The sequence below is a fragment of the Pseudooceanicola atlanticus genome, from assembly GCF_000768315.1.
Lineage (GTDB): Bacteria > Pseudomonadota > Alphaproteobacteria > Rhodobacterales > Rhodobacteraceae > Pseudooceanicola > Pseudooceanicola atlanticus.
This window is the reverse complement of record NZ_AQQX01000012.1, coordinates 42,861-69,109: the sequence shown is the minus strand read 5'-3', so window position 1 is coordinate 69,109 and position 26,249 is coordinate 42,861. Positions and strand designations below refer to the sequence as shown.

The following is a 26,249-nucleotide window of genomic DNA, read 5'->3' as shown; positions in this document are numbered from 1 at the left end:
AAAGCAAATGCCATTGGATTTCGATGCACTGTCGAACTGGGACTTTGAGGAAATCGAACAGACGCTAACCGAGCGGGATACCATCCTGTATGCACTCGGCCTTGGGTTCGGTGAGGATCCGACCGACAAAAAGGAGCTGGCCTATGTCTATGAGGACGGGCTCAAGGCAGTTCCCTCGATGGCGGTTATTTTGGGGTATCCCGGCTTCTGGCTGCGCGATCCCAAGACCGGCGTAAACTGGCAGAAAGTGCTGCACGGCGAACAGTGGCTCGACATCTACAAGCCGCTGCCGACACATGCCCGGCTTGTCGGCCGTAGCAAGATCGATTTCATCGCCGACAAGGGCGAGGGCAAGGGAGCCGTCATTTACCAAAGCCGCGATATTATCGACGCGGACAGCGGCGAAAAACTAGCGCGCGTGGCGATGTCGGCTTTCTGTCGCGGTGATGGGGGGTTTGGCGGTGAAAACCAGGCGGGTCCGGCACCCGCAGTGCTGCCTGATCGGGCGCCTGATCATATATGTGATATCGATACCCTGCCGCGCCAAGCCCTTATTTATCGTCTCAGCGGTGATTTCAATCCGCTTCATGCTGACCCGGATGTTGCCCGTTCTGTCGGGTTCGACCGCCCGATCCTGCATGGTCTGGCGACCTATGGGCTGGCGGCCCGGGCGATTCTCAAGACGTTGCTGGACTATGATTCTGCCCGGCTTGTCGGTCTGGATGTTCGGTTCTCGGCGCCGGTCTATCCCGGCGAAACCGTGCGGTTCGAAATCTGGGAAGAGGACGGCGAGGCCCGGTTTCGAGCATCTATTCCGGCACGCGACGTGGTTGTTCTGAACAACGGCGCGGCGCGCTTCGCCTGAGGCAGTGAAGATGGCTCAACCGCTCAAGGATATCCTGGTGCTGGATTTCAGCACACTTCTTCCCGGTCCGATGGCGACGCTCATGCTGTCCGAGGCTGGCGCCGAAGTGATCAAGTTCGAGCGTCCCGGAGTCGGCGAGGACGCGCGCCAAACCGAGCCCAAGATCGACGGAGAGAGCATCGGATTTGCCGTGTTGAACCACGGCAAGCGATCGGTGGCCATCGACCTCAAGTCAAGGGGCGCAGTGGAACGTCTGCGCCCCTTGATCGAGAGGGCCGATGTTCTGGTAGAGCAGTTCCGTCCCGGCGTGATGGACCGGCTGGGGCTTGGTTATGAAGCGGTGCGAAAGATCAATCCCGGTCTCATCTATTGTTCGATCACCGGCTATGGCCAGACCGGACCAAAGGCCAGCGCCGCCGGCCACGATCTCAACTACGTCGGTGATGCGGGTATCCTGTCGCTCAGTCGCGGACCGGATGACCAGCCAACGGCCCCGTTCGGGCTGGTCGCCGATATCGGAGGCGGAACCTATCCTGCGGTGATGAATATCCTGCTGGCCCTGATTGCGCGCCAGGCAAGCGGGCAGGGGACGCATCTGGATATCGCAATGGCCGAGGGGGCGTTCGCCTTTGCCTATTGGGCCCATGCCGAAGGTGTGATTGCCGGGCAGAACATCGAAAGCGGTGGCAGCCGTCTGACGGGTGGCCTGGCCCGGTATCGGCTTTATTCGGCTGCGGATGGGCGTCAGATCGCCGTCGGCGCGTTGGAAGAAAAGTTTTGGCAGTTGTTCTGCGATGTCATTGGTTTGCCGGTGGCCCTTCGCGATGATTGGTCCGATCCAAATGCCTGTGCCGCGGAGGTTGCACGTCGTCTGAGGGAACATCCCTCGACCCATTGGGAGGCTTTGCTGGCAGCGGCAGATTGCTGCTGTTCGGTCATGAAAACGCCCGCCGAGGCGGCACATGACCCGCATTTCAAAGCGCGTGACGTGTTCGGGCGGACCGTAAAAATCTCCGGCCGGGACGCGCCTGCTTTGCCGCTGCCAATTGCGCCGGAGTTCCGTTCTTCCGGAAATTCGGTCGGAGTTGCAGCCACTCTGGGCGAAGACAATACGCGTTATGGCGTGGACCAACCAAAGACAGAGTAAATCCCGTTGACGGGCAGGTTTTGAATCGGTAATCTAACATTTGTTAGAAAAAGGGAGGGGCCAATGGACAAGTCTGACGATGACCTGCCGACTGAAGCTGAGCGATATGTCATGCCATCGCGCTTTGTGGAAAGCGATAGCTTGGAAGTGCAGGGTTTCGTGACATCGGCTTTGCGTGATCTCCCTGTGGGCGCAACCAATCGCGACAAGGCGATCCGCCTATTCGAAGCGGTGCGCGACGATATTCGCTATGATCCCTATTGTTTTGCGCTGGATGAGGACTCTTACCGTGCCAGCCGTATCGCTGGGGCGGAAGCGGCGTTTTGCGTTCCCAAGGCAATTCTTCTGGCGGCTTGTTTGCGTGCTGTGGGTATCCCCGCCGCTCTGGGGTTCGCGGATGTGCGCAACCACCTGAATACACCCAAGTTGCAGGAGTTGATGGGGACCGATCTCTTTATCTACCACGGCTATGTTCAGCTGTGGTTGGGGAATGAGGCCTACAAGGTGACACCTGCATTCAACATGGAACTGTGTGAAAGATTCGGGGTCAAACCCCTGGTCTTCGACGGCTATCACGACGCGCTCTTTCATGAGTTCGACGAACAGAATCACCGGCACATGGAATATGTGAACGACCGTGGTCTCTATTTCGACGCGCCGATGGGTGAGTTCCTGGTGGCGTTCAAGGAAACCTATCCGAAGCTGGAAGAATTCAACCGCATCCGGATATCCAAGGATGCGAGCGGATACGATGACGGTTTCGCAAAGGAGGGTGCCTCTTGAGGTATCTGGAAGACTTCTCGCCGGGCCAAGTCTATCGCTTTCGCAGCGCTCCGATGAGCGCGGATTCAATAAAGGCCTTTGCCAAGGAATGGGATCCGCAGCGGCTGCACACCGATGAAGACTATGCAACCGCCATACATGGCAGCCTGATCGCCTCGGGCTTTCAGACCATGCTTGAGGTGTTCAAGCCGGTCATGACCGAGATGATGGTCGATGTTGCCAATATCGGCGGCATGGGCTTTGACAATTTGCGCTGGCTGCGGCCTGTGCACCCGAACGAACCCCTTGATGTCGAACTGACGGTCAACTCGGTCACACCGTCAAAAAGCAAGCCCGACAGAGGTGTTTTGCACTATACGCTCAGCGCCAAAAACCCCGAGGGCGAGGTCGTTTTTTCGACCGACACCCCCGTGATGATCCAGCGAAAACAAAATGACACAAACTGATATCCTTTCCAGCGAACAAGAAGACCTTCGCCTGTTGCGCGAGAGCGTGCGCACGTTGTTTGAACGGGCGGGCGGAAGTGACAGAGCCCGACAACTCCGTGATGCCGGGGGCGGTTTCGATCCGGAGATGGTCCGGGAACTGGCCGAGGCCGGTGTTTTCGGCGTGGCGGTGCCCGAAGATCAGGGCGGGCTTGGCATGGGCCTAGCCGCCGGGGGTGTCATCGCCGAGGAAGTCGGCCGTGTGATTGCCCCGGAACCGGTCGTGTCGACGATCGGTCTGAGCCTCGGCCTTCTGCGCCGCCTTTGTCCGGATCATCCGAAGATGGCACAGCTCATCGGCGGCGAAATTTCATTGGCGGTTGCCTGGCAGGAACGCGGCCCCGACGGGGCGCCTGCCGATGCGACCTGCCGATACGCGGACGGAAAGCTGACCGGTGGCAAGGCCTGGGTCGTCGGTGCGATCGGTTCGCACGGGTTCCTTGTCGTGGCCGAACAGGATGATGGTCCGGTTCTGGTTCTGGCTGAGGCAGACGCGCAGGGGCTTGTCATCGACAAGCGGACGCAGGCGGATGGCAGCTCTCTGGGCGAGCTTTCGTTTTCGGGAACTCCGGCCGCGGAATTGGCCAGCAGCGGTGCAGTTCTCACTGCACTGGCCGAGGCTGTCGCCGATGCAACGGCGCTTGCCGCGGCCGAGCTTGTCGGCCTGAGCGAGCGCGCCTTCGAGATCACGCTCGACTACATCAAGACGCGGGAGCAGTTCGACAAGCCGATCGGATCATTCCAGGTCATCCAGCACCGTGCCGTCGACCTCAACGTGATGTGCGAGGTCGCGCAGGCCGGAGTGCGGGAGGCGCTTGCGCAGATGGATAGCGAAACCGATCCGAAGGTTCGGGCCCCGATTGCCAGCCGCGCCAAAGCGCGCGCCGTCACGGCCGCCAAGAAAATCACCCGCGACGCCATCCAGCTGCACGGGGCCGTCGGGTACACGGATGAGTTCGATATCGGGCTCTACCTGAACCGGGCGCTGGTGCTGTCGGCCTGGTTGGGCGACGATGCCTATCACAGGCGGATATGGTTCGAGACACGCGAAGCAGAGGGGGCAGCACAATGACCGACTGGAACGCTATGACCGATGCAGAGTTCCGCAAAGAAGTGCGCCAGTTCTTCGAGGCGGAATATCCCGAGGAGCTGCGTCACCTGCCGCACCGACCGAAGTTCGCCGAGATCGAACATTGGCACCGCAAGCTTCACGCCAAGGGCTGGGTCGCGCCAGCCTGGCCCGCTGAATTCGGCGGTATGGGGCTGAACGCCGCCAAGTTGCTGATCTTTTACGAAGAGCAGCAGCGCTGGGGCGTCAATCGCGGCCGCGACATGGGCGTGCAGATGGTCGGGCCGCTGATCATCAAATTCGGCACCCAGGAACAGAAAGATTACTGGCTGCCGCGTATCCTGACCTGCGAAGACATCTGGTGTCAGGGATACTCGGAACCCGGCGCCGGGTCCGATCTGGCGAACCTGCGCACACGCGCGGATATTGATGGCGACGACTTTGTCATCAACGGACAGAAGATCTGGACCACGATGGCGCATGACGCCACGCATATCTTCATGCTGGTGCGCACCGATCCGGAAGCGCCGAAAAAACAACAGGGCATCAGTTTCGTTCTGGCCCCGATGGATCAGCCCGGTGTCGAGGTCCGCACGATCACCACCCTTTCGGGTGAAACCGAGTTCTGCGAAGTTTTCTTTGACGATGCCCGGACGCCCCGCGAAAACCTTGTCGGTGAGTTGAACAAGGGCTGGACGATGGCCAAGGCTCTTTTGAGCTTCGAGCGTATCTTCATCGGCTCGCCCAGTCTGGCCCAGAACGCGCTGGGGCAATTGGAGAGCTTTGCCCGTGGCCGTGGCGCGTTTGACGATCCGGTGTTCCGCGACCGTTTTGCCCAGGCGGCACTGGATGTGGAAGATCATGCCGCACTTTATGCCCGTTTTGCAGATCAGCTCAAACGTGGCGAGACGCTGGGTGCGGATGTCTCCATGCTGAAGATTTGGGTGACTGAATGCTTCCAGCGCATCACCGAGCTGATGATCGAAGCAGCCGGCCCCGATGGCGGCTCCATCGGGCCGCTTCAGGTCGGCAACATAAATGTCGATGTTCTGGCCAGCTTCTACAAGGCCAGACCCACCACGATCTACGGTGGATCGAACGAAATCCAGAGAAACATCCTGTCCAAGGCGGTCCTCGGGCTGCCTGGTTAATTCAATACCCCACGGAGGAAATAGAACTATGTCGGATCGTTATGCAAAATACGACAAACTGAAATTTGACTACCCGGCGGATCGCGTGCTGCGCATCACCTTCGACCGGCCCGAGACCTTCAATTCCGTGGATGCGGAAACCCACACCCAGATGACCGACATGTGGATCGACATCGACCGCGACCCCGACATTAACGCGGTCATCGTGACCGGCGCGGGCAAGGCGTTTTCCGCCGGCGGTGATTTCAGCCTGATCGAAAACATGATTGGCAATTCGCACGAGATCATGAAGACGTGGAAAGAAGCCAAGGATCTCGTCTATAACATCATCAACTGCAACAAGCCGATCATTTCCGCGATCAATGGCCCTGCGGCCGGCGCGGGCCTTGTGGTTGCCATTCTGGCCGATATCTCGATCGCCGGAAAGAAGGCCAAGATTGTCGATGGTCATCCCCGCCTTGGTGTTGCCGCCGGTGACGTCGCGGCGATCATCTGGCCGCTGCTGACCTCGATGGCCAAGGCGAAATACTATCTGATGACCTGCAAGCCGGTGTCGGGCGAAGAGGCCGAGCGTATCGGTCTGGTGTCAATGTGCGTCGAGGATGACGAGCTTCAGCAGATCGCTTTGGACACGGCTGTCGAACTGGCCAACGGCTCGCAAAGCGCGATCCGCTGGACCAAGTATTCGCTGAACAACTGGCTGCGCCAGGCCGGGCCGATCTTTGATGCGTCGACCGCGCTGGAGATGCTTGGCTTCATGAGCGAGGACGTCAAGGAGGGTGTGTTGTCGCACCGCGAGAAGCGCACGCCGAACTTCCGCAAGGACTGCCCGATTTAACGCCCGATTGGACGAGGAGGCATGGAAATGTCTGATGATATCTACCAAGATATAGCTCAAGCCTATGCCGCTGCGGCCAACAAGGCTCCTGGCCTGAAATCGCGATTTGCGGCTGCCGGATTCGATCCGGCAGCCGTCACATCGGTGACGGACCTCTCGCGTCTTCCAGTGATGAAAAAGGAAGAACTTCTGAAAATCCAACGCGAGAACCCGCCCTTTGGCGGGTTTCTGGCGTCTGATCTGAAGGATATCGGGCGGATCTACGTGTCCCCCGGCCCGATTTTCGAACCGGCCCTTTCGGGCGGCGGCGGCCACGGCCTTGACCTGCTGTTCAAGTCGGCAGGCGTGGGGCCGGGGGGTATCATCCTGAACACCTGGATGTATCATCTGGTGCCCGCGGGGCTTTTGTTCGACGAAGCCGCACAGGCTGCTGGCGCCACCGTAATCCCCGGCGGCGTCGGCAATACGGAGCTTCAGGCACAGATCATCGTCGAAACCGGCGTGACTTCGATCTGCGCCTCGACCGCGTTTTTCCTGACGCTGGCGGACAAGGTGATCGAAACCTATGGCCGCGACGCATGGAAGGTGAAGACAGCCTTCCTCGGCGGTGAGATGGGCGACTGGATGACCAAGCGCCGCCGGATCGAGGCCGAATACGGCGTGTCCACCTGGGCCGCCTATGCCACCGCCGATCTGGGCCTTGTTGCCTATGAGGATGGCGGCAAAGGCTACCTGGTTCATCCCGACCGCGTGGTGCAGATCTGCGATCCGATCAGCGGCGAACAGGTCGCCCATGGTGAACCGGGCGAGGTTGTCGTGACCGCGCGCGATGCCACCTGGCCGATGATCCGGTTCGGCACCGGCGACAGCGCCTTTGCCCTGGAAAGCAACGCGGATGGCACCGTCAGCCGGATTTCAGCATTGCAGGGACGGGTCGGGGCAGCGGTCAAAGTGCGCGAGATTTTCGTTTATCCGCGCGTGGTTGAAGAAGTTGTCATCGGCACGCCGGGCGCAAAGGCCGCGCAGGCCGTGGTAACGCGCGAGAACGATCGCGACATGATCCGCCTCTCGCTTGTGCTGGAAGACGGTGCCGACGCTTCCGCCGCGGAAGCCGCCGCCGCTGATACCTTCAAACTGCATGCACGAATTCGTGCTGACGAGGTGAACATTGTTTCGGAACTACCCGAAAATGCAGAACTGATCGTCAACCAAAACGACCGCTAAGATCGGGTCTCGATCATTCGCGACAACCGCAGAAACAGATGGGCGGCCGGGCAACTGGCCGCCCTCTTTCGTCAGGAACAGAGCGCATCTTTGGCGCCCTGGTATTCCCGGTCGAGACGGTCGACGTAGTCCGCCGTGGTCATCACCTCTTTCACCGCTCCGATCCCCTGACCGCTGCCCCAGATGTCACGCCAGGCCTTGGGGCGAATGTCGCCGGTGGCCAGATCGAGTTTGTTGCCGATCCCGGCCAGGTTGTCCGGATCGAGACCGACCGCCCGCACCGACGGTTTCAGATAGTTGGCATGCACGCCGCTGAAATAGTCGGTATAGACAATATCATCGGCCCCGCCTTCGACGATCATTTGCTTGTACTCCTCCGACGCGACCGCCTCGGTCATGGCAATGAAGGGGGATCCGATATACCCAAAATCCGCACCCATGGCCTGCGCCGCCAGAATTGAGCGCCCGGTCGCGATGGACCCGGACAGGGCAAGCGGACCATCGAACCATTTCCGGATTTCCTGAACCAGCGCAAAGGGTGACAAGGCCCCGGCGTGGCCGCCAGCGCCGGCGCAGACCGCGATCAGGCCGTCGGCGCCCTTGTCGATCGCTTTCCTGGCGTATTTGTTGTTGATTACATCGTGCAGTACAGTGCCGCCGCACTCATGTGCCGCCTGGTTGACGTCTTCCCGTGCGCCCATTGATGTGATCCAGACAGGCACTTTCCAGCGCGCACATATTTCGACGTCCCGCTCAATCCGATCATTCGATCGATGGACGATCTGGTTGACCGCGAATGGCGCGGCGGGCCGATCGGGATTGGCCTGATTGTGCGCGTCAAGCTCTTCAGTGATGCGCTTGAGCCAGGCTCCAAGCAGCGGCGGTTCACCTTCGGACTCGCGTGCGTTCAGCGCCGGAAAGCTGCCGATGACGCCGGCTTTGCACTGGGCGACGACAAGATCCGGCCCGGACACCAGGAACATGGGCGAGCAGATCACAGGCAGGCGCAAGCGGCCGAGAGGGGTGTCGGAGTACATTGTCTATTTCTTCTTTGCTGTTTCAACAGGGGGTGCCGAGGCCCGTAGCCGTGACGGGCGCGCATGGGAAGGGAAGCCGAAAAAACGTGCCAGCAGACCGCAAGGAAATACACAGAACGGGTGAATTTTACACATGTCTGATTTTCCGCACCGGACTATAGCCCGTCGCTCAATGCCACTCCTATCGTGTTCCATGCTAGCCCATTCCTGGGAGGAGGAAGCGGTGCCATTGCTCTACAGCCGCTCGGAAAGCGTTGGTCGGATGACTTTCGATTTTCCCGAGAAGAAGAATGCCCTTGATCAAGACGCACGCAAAGAGATGGAACGCATCGTCACCCAGGTGCGCGACGATGACCGCGTGCGCGCGCTGTTGATCACGGGCGCCGGGGGCGCGTTTTGCGCCGGAGGCGATATCAGCACTTTCGCCGGTTCTTCGCCTGTGGCCATGCGGGACCGCATGAAACAACAGCACCGCGTAACCCGGATGCTATATGATCTTGAAAAGCCGGTCGTCGCGGCGGTTGCCGGGCCGGCCTTTGGCGTGGGGTTCAACATTGCGCTTCTGGCTGACGTGATCCTGGCCGCGCCCTCGGCCCGCTTTTGCCAGGCCTATGCGCGCGTGGCGATCGTGCCCGACGGTGGCGGGCTTTACTTGCTGGCGCGGACGGTCGGGACGCAGCGGGCGAAGGCGATGTTCCTGACGGCCCAGGTGATCGATGCCCAAGAGGCGCACGACCTTGGGATCGTCCACGCAATCCACGAAGAAGACGCGCTCGACGCAGAGGCCGATGCGCTGGCCGCGCGTCTGGCCGAAGGGCCGACCCGAGCCTTTGGGCTGGGCAAGTCGATGCTGAACCGTGGCATGGATTGCGATTTCGCGACCTATCTCGAGATCGAGGCAACCGCCGAAGCCCATATCATGCAGACCGCAGATCACCGCGAGGCGGTCGCCTCTTTCAAGGAAAAGCGCCCGCCGCGCTTTGTCGGATCATGAACGCGGCGCCCGATAGTGGCCCGCTGGCCGGTCTTCGGGTGATCGACCTCGGGCAGGTCTACCTTGGGCCCTATTGCGGTCTGATGTTCGCGCTCATGGGGGCCGAGGTCATCAAGGTCGAGCCGCCCGGCGGCGACAGTATCCGCGGCATCGCGGGCGGGCGCGAGAACCCCGCAGCGATGATGCTCAATTCCAGCAAACAGAGCGTGACGCTCGATCTGGGGTCCGAGGGCGGGCGCAGCGCCCTGCTGGCGCTGGCAGATTCGGCCGATGTTCTAATCGAGAATTTCCGTCCCGGTACGATGGAGAAACTGCGGCTGGGGTGGGAAACACTCTGTGCCCGCAATCCGCGCCTGGTCATGGGGTCAGGAAAGGGCTACGCGGCCGATTCCGTCTATCGCGATGCGCCGGCGATGGATTTTCCTATTCAGGCCCTGACCGGGCTGATGTCGGTGACCGGGTTTCCCGATGGTCCGCCGGTGAAATGCGGCGCAGCGATCACCGATTTTCTGGGCGGTATCCACCTTTTTGGTGGCATTATGGCGGCGTTGCATGCGCGCGGCGCGACAGGGCGCGGGGATTTTGTCCAGATCGCGATGCAGGACGTCACGCACCACGCGCTGGCGTCGAATGTCGCAAGCTATCTGCTGGCGCCTGACGGGTTCGCCGACCGGGCCGGCAACAGTCAGGCCGTGCTCAAGGTCGCACCCTACGACCTGTTTCCGGCGCGCGACGGGCAGGTGGCCATCATGTGCCTGAATGATCGCCACTGGCAGCAGCTGACCCGGGCCATGGGTCGCCCTAATCTGGCCGAAGATCCCGAACTGGCCGCGGGACCCGCGCGCTGCGCGCGGCGTGCCCAAGTCGATGGCTGGGTGACGGCGTGGACCTCAAGTCAGACCCGCGCCGAGATTTTCGCGGCCCTGAGCAGCGCACATGTGCCGGGCGCCCCGGTGCGCACGCTCGCTGAGGTGGTGTCGGACGATGACATGCGCGCCCGCGGCATGATCCATGACCTTCCGCATCCAGACCTGGGCACGGTCCCTGTTCCAGGGCTGCCGATGCGTTTCGCGGCTCACCCACAGGTCACCCCTATCCCCGCACCAACCGTAGGCGCCGATACGGCGCGCATCCTGACCGCACTGGAACAGGACCTGCCCTCTGCTCAATCAAAGGACACCTACTGACATGTTCAAGCTCGATCCGGAATTGGAGGATTTTCGCAACGAGGCACGCAAGCTGGCTGAGCGCGAGTTTGCTCCCAGGGCCGCCCATTGGGACGAAGCCGAAGAGTTTCCAGCCGCGAACCGCGACAAGCTGGCCGAACTTGGCTATCTGGGAATGTTCATCCCTGAAGAATACGGCGGCTCCGGCGCGCCAGTGATCCAGGGCACGGTGTTTCTGGAAGAAATGGCGCGGGTCTGTTTCAACACGGCGCTGGTCTCGCAACTCTACCTGAACGGCCCATCCCGGGCAATCAGCGTTCTGGGCAGCGACGAGCAGAAAAAGCGGTTCCTGCCAGACATGGCGGCCGGCAAGAAATTCATCGCAATCGCCATCAGCGAGCCCGAGGCGGGGTCGGCGGTGACAGACCTGCGCACCACGGCCACAAGGGACGGCGACGGATGGGTGCTGAATGGCAACAAATGCTGGTCCACGGGCGCCCATGTGGCCGATTATGCGCTGGTCTTCTGCCGTTTCGGCAAGGCCAGCGGGGCGAAGGGGATTGGTGCCTTTGTCGTCGATCTGAAGAAGCCGGGCGCTCGGATCGGCCACATATCGCTGAAGATGGGTGGCCGGGGACTGACCGAGGCCGAGATTATCCTTGAAAACTACAAGGCCGGTCCCGAGGATGTGCTGGTCGAAGGGGACCCGGAAAGCTCGCGCTCCTTCGCGCTGTTGATGAGCAGTTTCGGACCCGAGCGGGTGGGCAACGCAGCGATGTGCGTGGGGCTGGCGCAGGGCGCTTTCGATGCTGCAAAGTCGTATTCCGAGATTCGCCATCAGTTCGGGCGCCCGATCAAGGAATTCCAGGGCCTGCAATGGAAAATCGCCGACATGGCCACACAGATCCATGCTGCGCGTCTGATGGTCTATCGGGCCGCGACCAACCCCGCGCCGAACGGCTTTCCCGATCCGATGGATGCGACCATGGCCAAGCTTTACGCCAACGAAATGGCGCAGAGGGTCACGAACGAAGCGCTGCAGATCCACGGTCACAATGGTTACACGCGCGAATACCCGCTGGAACGTATGGTGCGTGACGCGCGCGGCTTCGCGCTTGGCGGTGGCACCGTCGAAATCCTGCGCAATACGATCGCCGCCATGGTCTACGGCCACAGCTTCGACCAGCGGCGGGGGTAGGGCGGATGCATCCCTCGTTGCTAACGACAGAACAGGTCGCTCTCAAGGATGCCGCGCGAAAACTGGCGCTCGGGGAATTCCGGGACCGCGCCGCACGCTGGGACCGCGACGGCATCTACCCCGAGGAAAACCACCATCGGCTGGCCGCGCTTGGCTATCTGGGCATGACCATTCCCGAAGAATACGGCGGTGGCGGTGCGCCGCTGGTGGATTGCTATCTCGTGATCGAGGAACTGGCCAAGGTGGATTTCAATACCGCGCTGATCGTTCACGATCAGAACGTCTCGCCCCGGATCATCGCCACCTGCGGCAGCGAGGCGTTGAAGCAGTCTTTCCTGCCCCGCTTCGCCGCGGGCGAGATCGAATGCGCGATCTCCTGGACCGAGCCAGAGGCCGGGTCGGACGCCACCGCGGTGACGACATCGCTGCGCCCGGACGGGGACGGGTTTGTGCTGAACGGCGGCAAGATCTTTACCACTTTCGGCGACAGGGCCGATTACCTTCTGGTCTATGCTCGGTTCTGCGAAAGCAAAGGCGCGCGAGGCATCGGAACCGTTTTGGTGCACCGCAAAAGCCCCGGCGTTTCGGTCCATATTCTTGAACAGAAGATGGGCGCGCGCGGCTGCAACGAATGCGAGATCCATTTCGACGATGTGCGGGTGCCGTCCGAAAACGTCGTGACCGAAGGGCTGGCCGGCAACTCCAGCGGCTTTGTCCGCCCGCTGGGTGTCTATAACGCCACGCGCGTCGGCATGGGGATACTGGCGCTTGGTGTCGCCGAGGGGGCGTTCGACCTTGCACGCGACTACATGAAGACCCGTCGGCAATTCGGCAAGGCGCTGTCCGAGATGCAGGGGCTGCAATGGATGATGTCGGACATGAAGGTGCAGATCGAGGCCGCGCGGTCGTTGTGTTATACGGCGCTGTCGCTGATCGACCGCGGCCAGGCCGATCCAACATTGTCTTCGATCGCCAAGGTTCAGGCCACCGAAATGGCACAGCGCGTCACCCATGACGCCATGCAGATGTTCGGTGGCTACGGCTATTTCGGTTCGCTTCCGTTGGAGCGGATGGTGAGGGATGTGCGGATGCTGACGATCACCGGGGGAACGACCCAGATACACAAGAACGGGATTGCTCGGGCGCTCTTCACTGACTGACGAATCTTCGCCAAAGGGAGGGGCGGTCATGACAAGCGATATCACTGTGGAACACTCAGAAGGTCTGGCCGTCGTGTCGTTGAACCGGCCCGACAAGCTGAATGCGCTGACCCTCGACATGCGCGTCGAACTCCTGGACGCGTTTCGCGATATCCAAACTGACCCGCGGATTCGCGCCGTATTACTGCGGGGCGAGGGCCGCGCTTTTTGTGCGGGTGCGGATATTTCGACCATGGGCAAGGACGATGTCTGGGGTGATCGGGCGCGCTTGTACAGGGCACACCAGATGATCCTTTCCATATTCAATTGCGAGAAGCCTGTGGTTGTCGCGGTGCGCGGTCCGGCGGTCGGGATCGGTCTGAGCATGGCGCTCGCCTGCGACGTTATCCTGCTCTCCGAGACGGCAAGATTCGGTCAGGTTTTTCGCAAGATCGGGCTGGCCCCCGATGGCGGCGCGGCGTTTTTCCTTCAGAATCTGATCGGTCGGCAACGTGCGACGGACCTTGCCTTCTCAGCGCGGATGGTGCCGGCGGATGAAGCCCTGAGCCTGGGATTGGCAAGCCAGGTTCATCCCGATGATGCCCTCGACCGGGCGGCCCTGGACTATGCGACAGACCTGGCCGCGGGGCCAACCTTTGCCCTGGCCGGTACCAAGCGGCTGATGCGCGCCGCGATGCAACCGTCTCTGGAGAACTTTCTTGAAACAGAAGCCATCATTCAGGGGCAAATCATCAAGAGCGCGGATCACGCCGAAGGCATCGACGCCTTTCTGAGCAAGAGAAAACCGGTTTTCCGTGGCGCATGACCAAGCGGATTGGCCCTTTTTACGACAGGGAAGAGATAGTGATGGAAACAGTTATTGCACGACTTGGCAGGGTGTCGCGGATTATTACCTATATTGCGACTGCCCTGGCGGCGCTGATGATGGTCCATGTGACGATCGATGTCGTTCTGAGCCAGTTTGTCGCCGAGCCGCTGCCGGGAATGGTGGACTACGTGTCATACTATTACATGGTCGGCTTGGTCTTCCTGCCGCTGCCCTTCGTCGAATTTACCAACGAGCACGTCAAGGTTGATCTGATTCACGATCTGATCCCGGCGGCGGGCAGGACCGTTCTGGACATGCTGGCGCTGGCATTGTCGGCTGTGTTCTATGGCCTGCTGACCTGGCAAACCTGGATAGACGCGCTCGAGAAATACGCCATTGGAGAAAAATCCATGGGTATGGCGGCGGTGACCGTCTGGCCCGGTCGCTTCTGTCTGCCTCTTGGTGCAGGGCTGATGGTTCTGCTTTTGCTGGCCAAGCTGATCCAGAGGCCTTTCACCGACGCTGGCATGGCCGGCCCCAATCACGACATGTACGAATAGGAGTGGAACGGTGAGCTTTTTCCAGATCGGCCTTTGCGGCATCGTTTCTGTCATCCTGCTGGTCTTGCTGCGCGTTCCGATCGCGGTCGCGCTGGGTATCGTGTCCTTCTTCGGGTTCTGGGCGATGCTGGGAAGCGGCGCGGCTTTCGGCCTGCTGACGGCGGTGCCCTATGACTTCGCCGCGCACTGGACGCTGAGCTCGATCCCGATGTTCCTCTTGATGGGCTACGTCTGTTACCAGACCGACATCACGCGCGGGATATTCAAGGCCGCCAGGGTCTGGCTGTCGTTCCTGCCGGGGGGGCTGGCGGTCGCCAGCGTGGGCGGCGCGGCGCTGTTTTCGGCGGCGGCCGGCTCCAGCCTGGCCTGCGCCGCGGCAATGGGCCGGATCGCGGTGCCGGAAATGCTGAAGCGCGACTACGATCCCGGGCTGAGTACCGCCGTGGTTGCCGCAGCCGGCACCATGGGGTCGCTCATCCCGCCGAGCATCCTTCTGATCATCTACGGTATTTTTGCCGAGGTCGCGATCAGCAAGCTGTTTCTGGCCGCGATCGTGCCGGGCGTACTGACGATGCTGGGGTACTGGGCCGTAATCATCGTTCGTGTGTGGATCAATCCCGCGCTCGCGCCGTCGCACGACGAAAGCGCGACATGGTCCGAACGGCTGGAGGCCCTGAGCGAGACATGGCCCGTGCTCTTGCTGGTGGTGGGCGTTTTCGGCGGTCTGTTCACCGGGATATTCACACCCACGCAGGCCGGGGCTGTCGGGGCGGCGTTGTCCTTCGCGATTGCGGCGGCGCGCGGCACCCTGAACTGGAAAGTTTCCAGGATCGCGCTGATGGACACTGCGAAAATGACCGCGGCGATCTTCATCATTGCGGTCGGTGCCAACCTGTTTTCGAGGTTTCTGGCGATCAGCGGTATCCCCGAAGCGATGACGGACTTGGTGATTGACCTGGGGGCCAGCTATGTGATGCTGGTTTTTGGCACCGCCGTGATCTTTTGCCTGCTGGGCATGATCCTCGATCCGCTGGGCATCCTGCTGCTGACGCTGCCAATCCTTCTGCCGATCTACGAGGCGAACCATATCAGCCTGATCTGGCTGGGCGTGCTTGCAACCAAGCTGGTCGAGATGGCTCTGATTACCCCACCGGTGGGGCTGAACGTGTTCGTGATCAAGGGCATCGTCGGAGATGCGGTCCCGATTTCACTGATTTTCAAGGGTGTTTTGTGGTTTTTGGCTGCGGATGTGGTGGTCCTTATCATCATGGTCGCATTTCCCGAACTGATCATGTTCCTGCCAGAGCTCGGCAACTGATTTGGCCATCCCGGCCGTGACGAACCCCGCGCAATAGCGGGGTCTTGAAAAAGAGGAGGAGACCACATGAAACTGACCAATGCGTTTGCCGCGCTGGCGGCGACGGCCGTTCTAGCGGCGACACCGGCCCTGGCCGAAAAGCGGGTGACTATATCCAACTGGACGTCACCCAATCACGCGACATCGCGTGGCCATGCCGCCTTTGCCGAAATGACCGAATCTGAATTTCCGGATGCCTTCGACTTCAAGCTGTTTACCGGCGGCGCCTTGCTTGGCCCCAAGCCAACACTGTCCGGCCTGCGCGACGGTGTCGCCGATGTAGGTCTGCTGGCGTTGACCTATTTCAGGTCGGAAATGCCCTATGCGCAGCTCGTCGCCGATCTCGCTCTTTTGGGCGAGGACCACTATGCCATGGCCGGCGCGACCAGCGAATTCGTCATGCTGCACTGTCAGCCATGCAAGGACGAGTTTGCCAAGAACGGTATGGTGGCGCTTAGCGGGATCAGCACTGCGCCTTATGTATTGCTGACGACCCAGCCGATTGTGACCATCGAGGATATGCAAGGGGTCAAGCTGCGCACGGGCGGGTCGGTCTGGGACCGCTGGGCGACACGCCTTGGGGCAGAGCCGGTAAACGTGCCGACGAGCGAGATGTACGACACGATGAGCCACGGTGTCGTCACCGCTGCGGTGCAGCCGGTCGGTGCGCTCAAGGGGCACAGTCTGATCGAGGTCGCCAAGCACCTGACGGAGTTGCCGCTGGGCACCTACCATTCCGGTTCGATCTTTGCCGCCAGCCCGACATTCTGGGCCTCACTTTCGCCGGAGCAACGCGAGCAATTCGCCAAGAACCTGCCCGACGCCCTTGCGCAGACCGAGGTGTATTACGAAACCGACGATCTGGACGTGCTGAAAGAGGCCGGCGACCTTGGTCTTGAGGTGCACGAACCCTCGCCCGAGTTTCTTCAGGATCTGATCGATTTCCGCACCGCCGATCTTGAAGAGATCGCCCGCATCTCGCGCGAGGAACGCGGCATCGAAGATCCGGAACCGCTGATCGCAAGCTATCGCGAACTGATCGTGAAATGGCACGGTCTGGTTCAGCCGCTGCAACCGATCCGGGACAATCATCAGCCTTATGCAGACCTTCTGCGTCAGGAGATTTATTCCAAGATCGACTTCGCAACCTACCCGAACTGAGCCGTTTCAGGCCTGAATACACAGCGGCCCTTCGCAAGAAGGGCCGCTTCATTGCTTCCTTCGTCTGTTCAGAGGGTGGCTTCGGTGCCCAGGATATTCGTCACCTGGCTGGACAGGACACCGCCGTTGCCATGGGCCAGGACCAGCTCGGCGCCGTCGATCTGGCGGTCTCCGGCTTCGCCGCGCAGCTGTCGCACCGCTTCGACCAGCGTGAAGATGCCGTACATGCCGGGATGGACGCAGGACAGCCCGCCGCCATTGGTGTTGACCGGCAGATGACCGCCGGGCGCGATGCCGCCGTTCGCCACAAACGCACCGCCTTCACCTTTCTTGCAAAAGCCCAGATCTTCTAGAAAAAGGATCACATTGATGGTGAACGCGTCGTAGAGCTGGACCACGTCGATGTCCGCGGGTTTGACACCCGCCATGTCCATGGCCGTTCGCCCCGATTGCGCAGCGCCGGTCACGGTCAGGTCCGCCATTTCGGAGATGTCGCGGTGCGTCGTGCCCTCGCCGCCGCCCAGCAGATACACCGGTGGCCTGGGGTGATCCTTGGCCGTCTCGGCCCGCCGCATAACTATCGCCCCGCCGCCATCGGTCACAAGGCAGCAGTCGCGCACCCGCAGAGGGTCCGAAACCGGCCGCGAGGCGATCACATCCTCGCGCGTCAGAGGATCGCGCATGAAAGCGTCGGGGTTCTTTTTTGCCCAGGCGCGGGCCGCCACCGCCACGTCGGCCAGCTGTTCGCGCGTTGTGCCGAATTGCGTCATGTGACGGTCCGCGGCAAGCGCGTAGGACGACAGCGGGAACAGCGGCTTGTAGGGGGCCTCGTAGGTCGGCAGGCCAAGCGCGGTCATCAGCTTGCCCGAGGCGGTGCGCTGGTTCGATCCGTAGCAGATCAACACGGTATCAGCGAGCCGCAATTCGAGCAGCATCGCGGCCCAGAGCGTGTGCGACAGGAACGACGAGCCGCCCATGCGATTGTTCATCGTAAACCTGGGGTTCAAGCCCAATTCCTGCGCCAGTGTAAGACCCGACAGCATATCCAGCGGCTGGCAGGTGGCAATGGCATCGACCTCGCCAAGTGCGATCCCCGCATCGGCAAGCGCGCCATGCACCCCCTCGATTGTGATCTCCATCGAGCTTTTGCCATGGGCCTCGCCGCAGCCTGCCAGCGCTGCACCGACGATGGCGGCTTTTCCCCGTAAACTCAATTTGCTTCTCATTCTGGCCGGAAAACCACGGCGGGGTCACCTTCGGCGCCTTCGCCGATCGACGCGGTTACTTTCAGCCCGGCGACAATCTGGTCATGCGCGATACCGTCGATGCGCGACATCATTCGTACCCCTTCCTCCAGGTCCACCAGAACCACGTTGTAATCGCCGCCTCGTTCCGGTTTTCGGCGCACGACCGTTCGCGCATAGACGGTGCCCCTCCCGGTTGGCGCGATCCATCCCAGATCCGCGCTGCCGCAGGCCGGACAGATCACGCGCGGATGGAATACATGGGTGCCGCAGCCGCCACATTTCTGAATCTCGAAGACGCCCTCGGCCAGCTTCGCGGCGAAGACGGCGTCCGGCCCTGGGCCTTGTCCAATGCCGGCCATCTCAGAACCCGATGTGGAAGCCACCGTTCACGCTCAGGTGCTGGCCGGTGATATAGGATGCCGCGTTGGACAACAGGAAACAGACGGGCTGCGCGACTTCTTCTGGGGTGCTCATCCGTCCCATCGGGATCTGCGCCATATACCTGTCGGCGAATTTTTCAGAGCGGATGGTCTCAGTCATTGGCGTCTCGACCATTCCGAAACAGACCGAATTGACGTTAATGCGGTAACGGCCCCATTCACGCGCGGCGCTCATTGTCAGACCCAGAACCCCGGATTTTGCCGCGCCATAATTGATCTGACCGATGGTGCCGCGACGCCCGGCATCGGATGAGATATTGACGATGGCACGGCGCGCGGCGCTTTCAGGGTCTTTTTCGGCCTGTTCCTTGTAATAGGTCCCAACGGCCTGCAGGCAGGCGAAGACACCGGTGAGGTTCACGTCGATGACCTGTTGCCAGGTGGCCCGGTCCATCTTGTGGATCATCGCGGCGCGCACGATCCCGGCGTTGTTCACAAGCCCGTTGATGTCGCCGAATTCGTCGAGGGCGAATTTCACGAGCTTCCCGGGAAAGTCCGGGTCGGCCACATTCCCCACGATGGCGCGGGCATTGCCACCGATCTGTTCGGCGGTTTCCTTGACGCCGTCCTCGTTCAGATCGTTCACCACGACCTTGGCGCCCAGCTCTGCCGACAGCGCCGCCACACCGCGGCCGATACCCTGTCCGGCGCCTGTGACGATAACCACTTGATTGTCCAATGCCATCGGGTTGATCATTTCTGTCTCCTTTTGTCCTTCGTTTGTTTGGTCTCGCTCACCATCGGATCACTCAGGTGGTCACGACGGTGGTGCGAGCCGCTTGATCACGGCATCGCCATGGGCCAGATGGTGCCCGTCCTGATTGAAGATCTCGCCCTGTACAAAAACCAGTTTGCGTCCGCCCCCGACAATGCGCGCGCGGGCCGTCAGCGTGTCTCCTTCGGCCGCCGGGGCGACGAAACTGGTGGTAAGCGAAAGCGTAAGGCAGCGATGACCGGGGCGGCCATCCCCCGCGTAGGACGCGCAAAAGGTGACCGCGTTGTCCAGCATGGTCGCGTAGACACCGCCATGCACCGAAAAAGCGCCGTTCAGGTGATCGCGTCCGATGGGCAACCGCAACTCGGCTTTGCCACCGGACCACGAGACGAAGCGCACGCCGAGCAATGCGTTGAACGGGGCGGGGATGTCCGGTCTGCCGTCTTGTGCGCTCATATTACGCTTTCTCCTGCTTGGCCGAGACCATCACCAAAGCGACCGCCACTGCCGCCATAGCGGCACCTGCGCCCACCGCGCCGAGGATCGGAACCGCCAGACCCGCGTTCGAGGGAAAGGCGAAGGCCAGACCGGCAATACCAAGAAGGACGCGGGCGATTGTTCCTGGCAGCCCGGTTTCGATCCGCCCGACGCCAAACAGATACCCCTGAATACCGGCGCAGATCAGCAGAATGCCGAGACCGGCGCGCAGAACCGTAAGCAGGCTTTCGAGTGGACCGGCTTGCAGGATGAACGCCGGATCAAGGACGAAGAAGAAGGGAATTATATAGACGATGCCTCCAAGCTTCATCGCTTCGAAGGCAGACGCAAAGGGTTTGGCCTGGGCGATGGCCGCCGCGGCAAAAGCCGCCAGCGCGACCGGGGGAGTGATATAGCTCAGCATGCTCCAGTAAAGGATAAATAAATGGACGCCGATCGGATCGAGTCCGCCGGCGACCAGGGCGGGTGCCAGCGACACCGCGAGAATCACATAGGCGGCGGTCACGGTCATGCCCATTCCAAGAATGAAACTGGTCAATGCCCCGAGCAGCAGAAGCAGAAAGATGTTGCCGCCCGCGATGAACAGCAGATCGTTCGAGATTGTCCCGGACATCCCGGTCACCGCCAGCCCGCCGACGATCAGCCCAACCGCCGCAAGAATGGCAACCAGTTCGACGAACAAACGTCCCGTGGCTATCAGAAAGTTCATCAGCTCTTTTCGCCCCCAGCGTGATTTTGAGAGCAGCTGGTTCAGGAAAAGAAGCAGCGCGGTCGCATAGAATGGAGCGATCGCCTCGCGCTTGAGGTAGAGCAGCATCCAGATCAGCAGCCCGAAGACGGCGAGAAAGTACCAGCCTTCGCGCAGCACCTTGCCGATCCTGGGAAGGTCGGCGCGCGGAACGCCTTTCAGTCCGTTGCGCGCGGAGTATGCGTCGATTTGTGCGAACAGGCCGAAAAAGTAGAACAGCGAAGGAAGCACCGCCGCCAAAACGATGTTGGTGTAGTCGGTCGCCAGGAATGTCGCCATGACAAAGGCCGTGGCGCCCATGATAGGGGGCATCAGCACCGCCCCCGTCGACGCCGCCGCTTCGATCCCTGCCGCATAAGTGGGCCTGAACCCCACCTTTTTCATCGCTGGAATGGTAATTGATCCGGTCGTCAGCACATTGGTGATCACGCTGCCGCTCATCGAACCGGTCAGCCCGCTGGTCAGAACTCCTACCTTGGCCGGCCCGCCCCGGACATGTCCGAGCGCGGCAAAGGCGATGTCGATAAAAAACGGACCTGCGCCGGTATGTTGCATCGCGACCCCGAAGATCATGAACCCCACGACAAGATTGACAAAGCTGCGCATCGGTATGCCCAGCACACTTTCGCCGCTCATCGCGTGGAAAATCGCCGTCTCGACGGGTGAGCGCTGGAAGCCCTGGATCGGGCCGGGCGCATAGCTGGCGACCATGGGGTAGATGGAAAACACTAGAATTACCGCGAAGAGCATCCAGCCGCCGGTGCGGCGCGCGGCCACGAGCAGCAGGAACCAGAAGGCGAAGCTGGCGATCACGGCATTAAGAGGAGCGGCGAAATCCCACCCTTTGTTCACCACGCTGCGCCCGTAGTAGGCAAAGAAGGCGCAGGTGATCAGGGCCAGCAGGGCCAGAAAGTAATCCCACCACCGCGTCGATCCGTAGGAATCTGACTTTGAACAGGGAAAGACAAGAAACACCAGCGGCAGCGTCAGCAGAAGCATCACATAGAGGTAGTGAATTTCAAGCAACCGGACGTTCATGAAGAACCCCAGATTGAAGAGGTGATTGACCGAGGCCGCGGTCAACAGCACTGCCGAGACGACGAGCAACCAGCGAACGAAGGCGGGCAGCGTGCCCATTTCGGTCGGTTGCGCCGGCGTGTCCTGCGATTTTGGTGTCATGCCCGTACTCCCGTTCTGTGCTGCGTTTCATCCGGCGCGGCGCCCCTGGACGCCGCGCTGTGTCGCATCAGCGAAAGAAGACTTCGTGGCCGGCCTCTTCCAGTGCGGCGGCACGGGCTTCCATCCATGCAGGGGCAAATTCTTCTTCACCCTCGGGAGCGCCGTCGACAAATGCGTTCCAGGCCTGGAGGAGCACCTCTTGCCGTTCCACCAACTTGTCTTGGTTGGCCTGGGCCTCCGGGGTCCAGAGGCCCTTTTCCTTGAAATACGCAACGCTGCCATCGCTCCACGGCATCACCCAAGACAGGATCTGGCGATCGATCGCATATGCATTGGCACCGGGGGCGGCATCCTTGTAATCGTCGAACCCGGCGTCAAGCGCGGCGACGATGTTGCGCACCTCGCTGGTATTCTGATCGGTTTCAGTGACGAGAAGCGGATAGGGATACAGCGCCATGGGCAGAGGCGAGTCGGGGTCGATGGCGGGTCCCACCGACACCATGTGCGGTGTCACGAAGGGCGTCACGCTGGTATAACGCTGCCACGCTTCGTCTTGGTCCGCGGGTGTTTCAAGCCATTTGAGACCGCGCGGGCTCGATTCGATCTGATAATTCACGGTCGTCGTCGTCAGGGCAAACGCCGCATCCACGCGATTTTCGAGAATACCCTTGAGAGAGTTCACATAGCCCGAAAACTCCACGGTTTCTACGTCGTCCCATGTCAGGTCGCCAAAGGCCAGCAGTCCCTCCATGTTGTTGCCAATCGCGGGAGAACTGACGGCACGAGCGACCCGTTTCCCCTTGAGATCCGCGATGGTTTCGATGCCTGCATCGGCGGCGACAGCGACACCCAGTCCGTAATCGCCGACGGCCTGAAGAACTGCCCGGATTGGCTGCGGCCCCCATTCAGGCGCAGCAAAAAGGAAAACCCCTTCGGCGGCGAAATATGAGGCAATGCCGCACAGGCAGTAATCGACCGTCCCGTTTTTGAGCGGGGTCATCCGCGAGACGTCGTTTCGCCCCGGAAGCACGCGGACCGTCGATCCGTATTTGCTGCGCATCATGTTACCGATGGCTATGGAATGTGCATGACCGGCTGATCCCGTGTCATAGGCCGACCAAGCGATCACGTCAGGCAATTCGATTTCCTGGGCATTGGCCGACGCGGCAATCGCCAGAAAGGCAGCAGCGATACCAGTTGACTTGAAGTTCATGATTTTCTACTCCTTGTTGGTTCTTACTCCGGGAATTCGCATTTTCGGATCAAAGCTCCGAAAATGCGACATCCTTGTCGACGCGTACTTCGGGCGGCAGCCCGAGAATGCGTTCTCCGATGATGGTGCGCTGGATTTCGTCCGACCCCCCGGCAATCCGGTTGCCGGGCGCGGTCAGGTATTCGTTGCGCCAGCGCGCCACGTCATCCCCGACCTTGGCCGATATGCCCGCCGAAGTTCCCGCCAGATCCATCCCGAAAGCGCCCATTTCCTGCCGCAGCTTGCCCAGCAACAGCTTGCCGATCGAGCCCTCTTCACCCGGTGCCTGGCCGCGCGAAAGCGACGTCATGACCCGGTAAGAGGTGAATTCCAGTCCGCGTTGACGCGCGATGAAATCGGCAATGCGCGCGCGCACCTCGTCGTCCTCGATGGCCGGGCGACCGTTCCGTTCGACACGGGTAGCCAGATCAATCAATTCCTCGGCCCGCGCACCGCCACTGGCCCGGCCGACGGAAATACTGAACCGTTCGTTCATGAGTGTGGTCAGCGCCACCTTCCACCCTTCGGATACACCGCCCAAGCGGGCGCTGTCTGGCACGCGCAGGTTGTCGATGAACACTTCGTTGAAACTGGAGCTGCCCGAAATCTGGCGAATAGGACGGGTTTCGATGGCCGGGTCGGACATGTCCACAAGGAACATGGTCATTCCCTTGTGCTTGGGCACCTGTGGATCGGTGCGCGCCAGCAGGATGCCGTGAGTGGAATATTGCGCCCCCGAGGTCCAAACCTTCTGACCGGAGATCACCCATTCGTCGTCTTCGCGGCGTGCACGGGTGCGGATACCGGCCAAATCGGACCCGGCGGCGGGTTCGGAAAAAAGCTGGCACCAGATGTCTTCGCCCGTGAGAGCCCGGGGCAAGAATCTTGTTTTCTGGTCTTCGGTGCCGTGGATCATGACCGTAGGCCCAACCAGCCCGATCCCGATCAGAAAGACGTTGGGCGGGACGGCGTAGCGCCCTTCCTCTTGATTCCAGATCACTTGCTCGATCGGAGTGGCGTCACGCCCACCGAAAGCACGGGGCCATGTCAGCCCCGCCCAGCCTGCGTCGGCCTTTCGTGCCTGCCAGTCGCGCGCACGGGCAACTTCGTCGGCGTCGCGGGCCATGAAATGGTCCTGGGCCTTTTCGCTTCCATTGCGGCGGGTCGTGTTGGCATCAAGCCAGTCGCGCGCCTTGGCGCGGAACGCGGCTTCTTCCGGGCTGTCGCTGAAATCCATCTGCACTTTGTCCTTGTCAGTTCGCGGCCCTTTGGCCGTCCGCCAGATTGCAAAGCAGCCGCTCGCGCCACAAATCGGCCAGGCCGAGTTCGGCCTTCAACTGCCATCCTCGCCGCAGAAACAAATGCGGGTCGGCCGCCCAGGTGAACCCGATCCCACCGTGAAGCTGCACCGATTCCTCAGTGGTGAATTGCACTGCATCGAGAGCCGCGAGGCGTGCTACCGCCGCCGCTTCGGACAGCCGTTCATCCCCGCTCGCCAGCGCCCAGGCGCCGAAAAAAGCATTGGACCGTGCCAGCTCGATCTTGGCGAACATGTCCGCGAGCCGGTGCTTGACCGCCTGAAAACTGCCGATCTGGCGTCCGAACGCCTGCCGCTCGCAGGCATAGTCTCTGGTCAGGAAAAGCGCCCGCTCGGCCAGGCCGATCTGTTCGAAGGCGGCCAACACTGCGGCGCCATCCAAAAGAGTCCGGATCGCTGCGGGATCGGAACCGGGAAGCAGTTCAACCGGCGTGTCGTGAAAGACAATCTCGGACGTCGGACGGGTGCGGTCGATCGCATCCAGCGCGCTGATCGACACCGAGGGGTCCGAAAGATCCGCCAGATAAAAGCGCGCGGTGCCGCCTTCGTCCAGGGCGGCGACGATCGCGAATGACGCATCGGATGCGAACGAAACTGGCGATTTCCTTCCCGAAAGGCGATCCTGCAGTACTTTTGCCGAGACCCGTTCCGGTGCAGACCCTCCATCCTCGGCAAGCGCGGCGGTAACGATCATGCGGCCTTCGGCGATCCGGGGAAGCAGATTTTCCCTTTGGCTTTGCGTGCCCAAGTCCTGAATCGCGGGGATCGCCAGGCCAAGAACCGGGCCAAAAGGTATGGCGGCCAGGCTACGGCCGATCTCTTCGGCGACAATGGCCAGTTCGATCGCCCCCATCGCCGCCCCCCCGTAGTCTTCGGCAATTGCAAGGCCCAGCCATCCGCCGTCCGCCAAGGCGGTCCAGGTTGCGGAATCGAACCCGTCGGCAGCCTCAAGACAGTCATGCGCCACCGCGAGAGTGGCGTGATCTCTCAGCATTCGTGCCAGCGTGTCGCGTATGGCATCGTGTTCGTCGGAAAAGCCGAAATTCATGCTGGTCCTCTTCGGGTCATGGCATTTGGCGCCTGTTCACAAAAGGTAAGGCCCGCGTTCGGTATGTCCCAACCGCTATCCGGCCCCAGCCGCGTAAAACCACATATGTGCTGCGGCGTGGAAAAAGGGGCCAATGGAGCTAAGAATGCGATTCATCAAGAATGTGCTCAATCGACGTGAAAGCCGCAAAAACGAGGCAGTCGATTGATTGCTGCGGAGCTTGCCGCCTAGCGTGAAGGAACCGGGGCGTGTTCCGGGCGCAGGACATGTGGCCGAACCCTCTCAGAAAATGGAACTGATCAAGGGATTTTTGCGGAATGGAAACTGTAGGACTCGGGTTTTGTTACGAAGATTTGCCTGTGGGGCGCAGGTTTCGGACCATTGGGCGCACCGTGACCGAAACCGATATCACGAATTTTGTCAGCGTCACCGGCATGCTTGAGGTCTTGTTCATCAATCGTGACTTCCAGGAGAAGGAATCCAATATCCCCGGTTTCGCCGCGCCCGGTGCGCTGGTCTATACCTTCATGGAAGGGCTCTTGACCCAATCCACAATGCAACATACAGGCTTTGCCTTTCTGGACATGGAACTGAAGGTCATGGGACCCACATTTGCCGGGGACACCATCCATTGTGAGGTCGAGGTAACAGAATCGCGCCGGTCGAAGAGCCGTCCGAACCGCGGATTGGTGCGGACGCGAAACAAGGTGTTCAAGCAAACCGGAGAACAGGTATTGGAGTATACGCCGCTGCGGATGATCAAGGCCCGCACGACGGATAAAGAGCCAGGAAAGGCATAGG

The 26,249-nt window shown here is 61.0% G+C and carries 26 protein-coding genes; 17 read left to right on the top strand and 9 right to left on the bottom strand.

From position 1 onward, the window contains the following. The first annotated feature begins 7 nt into the window (after positions 1-7). The 8 genes from ATO9_RS18800 to ATO9_RS18765 all read left to right on the top strand — a co-directional run bounded on the left by ATO9_RS18800 (position 8) and on the right by ATO9_RS18765 (position 7,562). Positions 8-865 (top strand): MaoC/PaaZ C-terminal domain-containing protein, encoded by an 858-nt coding sequence (locus ATO9_RS18800; protein ID WP_028284918.1) that lies wholly within the window; start codon positions 8-10, stop codon positions 863-865. Positions 866-875: 10 nt separating this feature from the next. Further along, a complete protein-coding gene (locus ATO9_RS18795) occupies positions 876-2,012 on the top strand; it encodes a CaiB/BaiF CoA transferase family protein (protein ID WP_043753082.1) in 1,137 nt (378 codons plus the stop codon). Between the two features lie 63 nt (positions 2,013-2,075). Continuing rightward, positions 2,076-2,795 carry a transglutaminase-like domain-containing protein gene (locus tag ATO9_RS18790; RefSeq protein WP_028284916.1) on the top strand — a complete coding sequence of 240 codons (720 nt, stop codon included), beginning with the start codon at positions 2,076-2,078 and terminating at the stop codon, positions 2,793-2,795. Further along, a complete protein-coding gene (locus ATO9_RS18785; protein ID WP_027264320.1) occupies positions 2,792-3,241 on the top strand; it encodes a MaoC family dehydratase in 450 nt (149 codons plus the stop codon). The genes ATO9_RS18790 and ATO9_RS18785 overlap by 4 nt, the downstream gene beginning before the upstream one ends. Further along, a complete protein-coding gene (locus ATO9_RS18780; RefSeq protein WP_043753081.1) occupies positions 3,228-4,352 on the top strand; it encodes an acyl-CoA dehydrogenase family protein in 1,125 nt (374 codons plus the stop codon). Before ATO9_RS18785 ends, ATO9_RS18780 begins: the two co-directional genes overlap by 14 nt. Then, complete coding sequence (locus ATO9_RS18775; protein WP_043753080.1) at positions 4,349-5,500, top strand: acyl-CoA dehydrogenase family protein; 1,152 nt, start codon at positions 4,349-4,351, stop codon at positions 5,498-5,500. The genes ATO9_RS18780 and ATO9_RS18775 overlap by 4 nt, the downstream gene beginning before the upstream one ends. A gap of 28 nt (positions 5,501-5,528) precedes the next feature. Continuing rightward, a complete protein-coding gene (locus ATO9_RS18770; RefSeq protein WP_043753079.1) occupies positions 5,529-6,338 on the top strand; it encodes an enoyl-CoA hydratase/isomerase family protein in 810 nt (269 codons plus the stop codon). Between the two features lie 27 nt (positions 6,339-6,365). Next, positions 6,366-7,562, top strand: coding sequence for a phenylacetate--CoA ligase family protein (locus ATO9_RS18765; RefSeq protein ID WP_229737779.1), 1,197 nt, complete (start codon positions 6,366-6,368; stop codon positions 7,560-7,562). 71 nt (positions 7,563-7,633) lie between these two features. On the opposite strand, the gene ATO9_RS18760 is transcribed toward ATO9_RS18765, so the two are convergent. Continuing rightward, on the bottom strand, positions 7,634-8,599 hold the full coding sequence (locus tag ATO9_RS18760) for an NAD(P)H-dependent flavin oxidoreductase (RefSeq protein WP_043753074.1): 966 nt from the start codon (positions 8,597-8,599) through the stop codon (positions 7,634-7,636). A gap of 223 nt (positions 8,600-8,822) precedes the next feature. Between ATO9_RS18760 and ATO9_RS18755 the strand changes: the two genes are divergently transcribed. The 8 genes from ATO9_RS18755 (at position 8,823) to ATO9_RS18720 (ending at position 17,003) form a co-directional block, all read left to right on the top strand. Then, on the top strand, positions 8,823-9,593 hold the full coding sequence (locus ATO9_RS18755) for an enoyl-CoA hydratase/isomerase family protein (RefSeq protein ID WP_238318808.1): 771 nt from the start codon (positions 8,823-8,825) through the stop codon (positions 9,591-9,593). Then, on the top strand, positions 9,590-10,780 hold the full coding sequence (locus tag ATO9_RS18750) for a CaiB/BaiF CoA transferase family protein (protein ID WP_043753070.1): 1,191 nt from the start codon (positions 9,590-9,592) through the stop codon (positions 10,778-10,780). The genes ATO9_RS18755 and ATO9_RS18750 overlap by 4 nt, the downstream gene beginning before the upstream one ends. A 1-nt stretch (position 10,781) precedes the next feature. Continuing rightward, complete coding sequence (locus tag ATO9_RS18745; protein WP_027264328.1) at positions 10,782-11,957, top strand: acyl-CoA dehydrogenase family protein; 1,176 nt, start codon at positions 10,782-10,784, stop codon at positions 11,955-11,957. Between the two features lie 17 nt (positions 11,958-11,974). Continuing rightward, on the top strand, positions 11,975-13,117 hold the full coding sequence (locus ATO9_RS18740) for an acyl-CoA dehydrogenase family protein (RefSeq protein WP_229737781.1): 1,143 nt from the start codon (positions 11,975-11,977) through the stop codon (positions 13,115-13,117). A 28-nt stretch (positions 13,118-13,145) separates the two neighbouring features. Next, the gene (locus ATO9_RS18735; protein ID WP_043753066.1) at positions 13,146-13,922 is read left to right on the top strand and encodes an enoyl-CoA hydratase/isomerase family protein; all 777 of its coding nucleotides are present in this window, start codon (positions 13,146-13,148) and stop codon (positions 13,920-13,922) included. A gap of 41 nt (positions 13,923-13,963) precedes the next feature. Next, a complete protein-coding gene (locus ATO9_RS18730) occupies positions 13,964-14,485 on the top strand; it encodes a TRAP transporter small permease subunit (protein ID WP_043753064.1) in 522 nt (173 codons plus the stop codon). A gap of 10 nt (positions 14,486-14,495) precedes the next feature. Further along, complete coding sequence (locus ATO9_RS18725) at positions 14,496-15,803, top strand: TRAP transporter large permease (RefSeq protein ID WP_043753062.1); 1,308 nt, start codon at positions 14,496-14,498, stop codon at positions 15,801-15,803. 66 nt (positions 15,804-15,869) lie between these two features. Continuing rightward, entirely contained in the window at positions 15,870-17,003 is a 1,134-nt protein-coding gene (locus ATO9_RS18720; protein WP_043753061.1) for a C4-dicarboxylate TRAP transporter substrate-binding protein, read from the top strand. A 68-nt stretch (positions 17,004-17,071) separates the two neighbouring features. Here the strand turns inward: ATO9_RS18720 and ATO9_RS18715 are convergent, their stop codons facing one another. The 8 genes from ATO9_RS18715 to ATO9_RS18680 all read right to left on the bottom strand — a co-directional run bounded on the left by ATO9_RS18715 (position 17,072) and on the right by ATO9_RS18680 (position 25,448). Further along, positions 17,072-18,217: a thiolase gene (locus ATO9_RS18715; RefSeq protein WP_148562940.1), complete on the bottom strand. Its 1,146-nt coding sequence runs from the start codon at positions 18,215-18,217 to the stop codon at positions 17,072-17,074. An 8-nt stretch (positions 18,218-18,225) separates the two neighbouring features. Beyond that, on the bottom strand, positions 18,226-18,609 hold the full coding sequence (locus ATO9_RS18710) for a Zn-ribbon domain-containing OB-fold protein (RefSeq protein ID WP_043753056.1): 384 nt from the start codon (positions 18,607-18,609) through the stop codon (positions 18,226-18,228). Between the two features lies 1 nt (position 18,610). Next, the gene (locus tag ATO9_RS18705) at positions 18,611-19,387 is read right to left on the bottom strand and encodes an SDR family NAD(P)-dependent oxidoreductase (protein ID WP_043753055.1); all 777 of its coding nucleotides are present in this window, start codon (positions 19,385-19,387) and stop codon (positions 18,611-18,613) included. 60 nt (positions 19,388-19,447) lie between these two features. Continuing rightward, positions 19,448-19,861: a PaaI family thioesterase gene (locus tag ATO9_RS18700; RefSeq protein WP_043753053.1), complete on the bottom strand. Its 414-nt coding sequence runs from the start codon at positions 19,859-19,861 to the stop codon at positions 19,448-19,450. 1 nt (position 19,862) lies between these two features. Continuing rightward, positions 19,863-21,830 carry a TRAP transporter permease gene (locus ATO9_RS18695; protein WP_043753051.1) on the bottom strand — a complete coding sequence of 656 codons (1,968 nt, stop codon included), beginning with the start codon at positions 21,828-21,830 and terminating at the stop codon, positions 19,863-19,865. Positions 21,831-21,897: 67 nt separating this feature from the next. Next, on the bottom strand, positions 21,898-23,043 hold the full coding sequence (locus ATO9_RS18690; RefSeq protein WP_048534165.1) for a TAXI family TRAP transporter solute-binding subunit: 1,146 nt from the start codon (positions 23,041-23,043) through the stop codon (positions 21,898-21,900). 49 nt (positions 23,044-23,092) lie between these two features. Then, positions 23,093-24,319, bottom strand: coding sequence for an acyl-CoA dehydrogenase family protein (locus ATO9_RS18685; RefSeq protein WP_043753050.1), 1,227 nt, complete (start codon positions 24,317-24,319; stop codon positions 23,093-23,095). A 16-nt stretch (positions 24,320-24,335) separates the two neighbouring features. Further along, on the bottom strand, positions 24,336-25,448 hold the full coding sequence (locus ATO9_RS18680; RefSeq protein ID WP_043753048.1) for an acyl-CoA dehydrogenase family protein: 1,113 nt from the start codon (positions 25,446-25,448) through the stop codon (positions 24,336-24,338). Positions 25,449-25,765: 317 nt separating this feature from the next. Here ATO9_RS18680 and ATO9_RS18675 point away from each other — a divergent pair, with 317 nt between their 5' ends. After that, positions 25,766-26,248, top strand: a complete 483-nt coding sequence (locus ATO9_RS18675) for a MaoC family dehydratase (RefSeq protein ID WP_043753047.1) — start codon at positions 25,766-25,768, stop codon at positions 26,246-26,248. Position 26,249 lies beyond the last annotated feature (1 nt).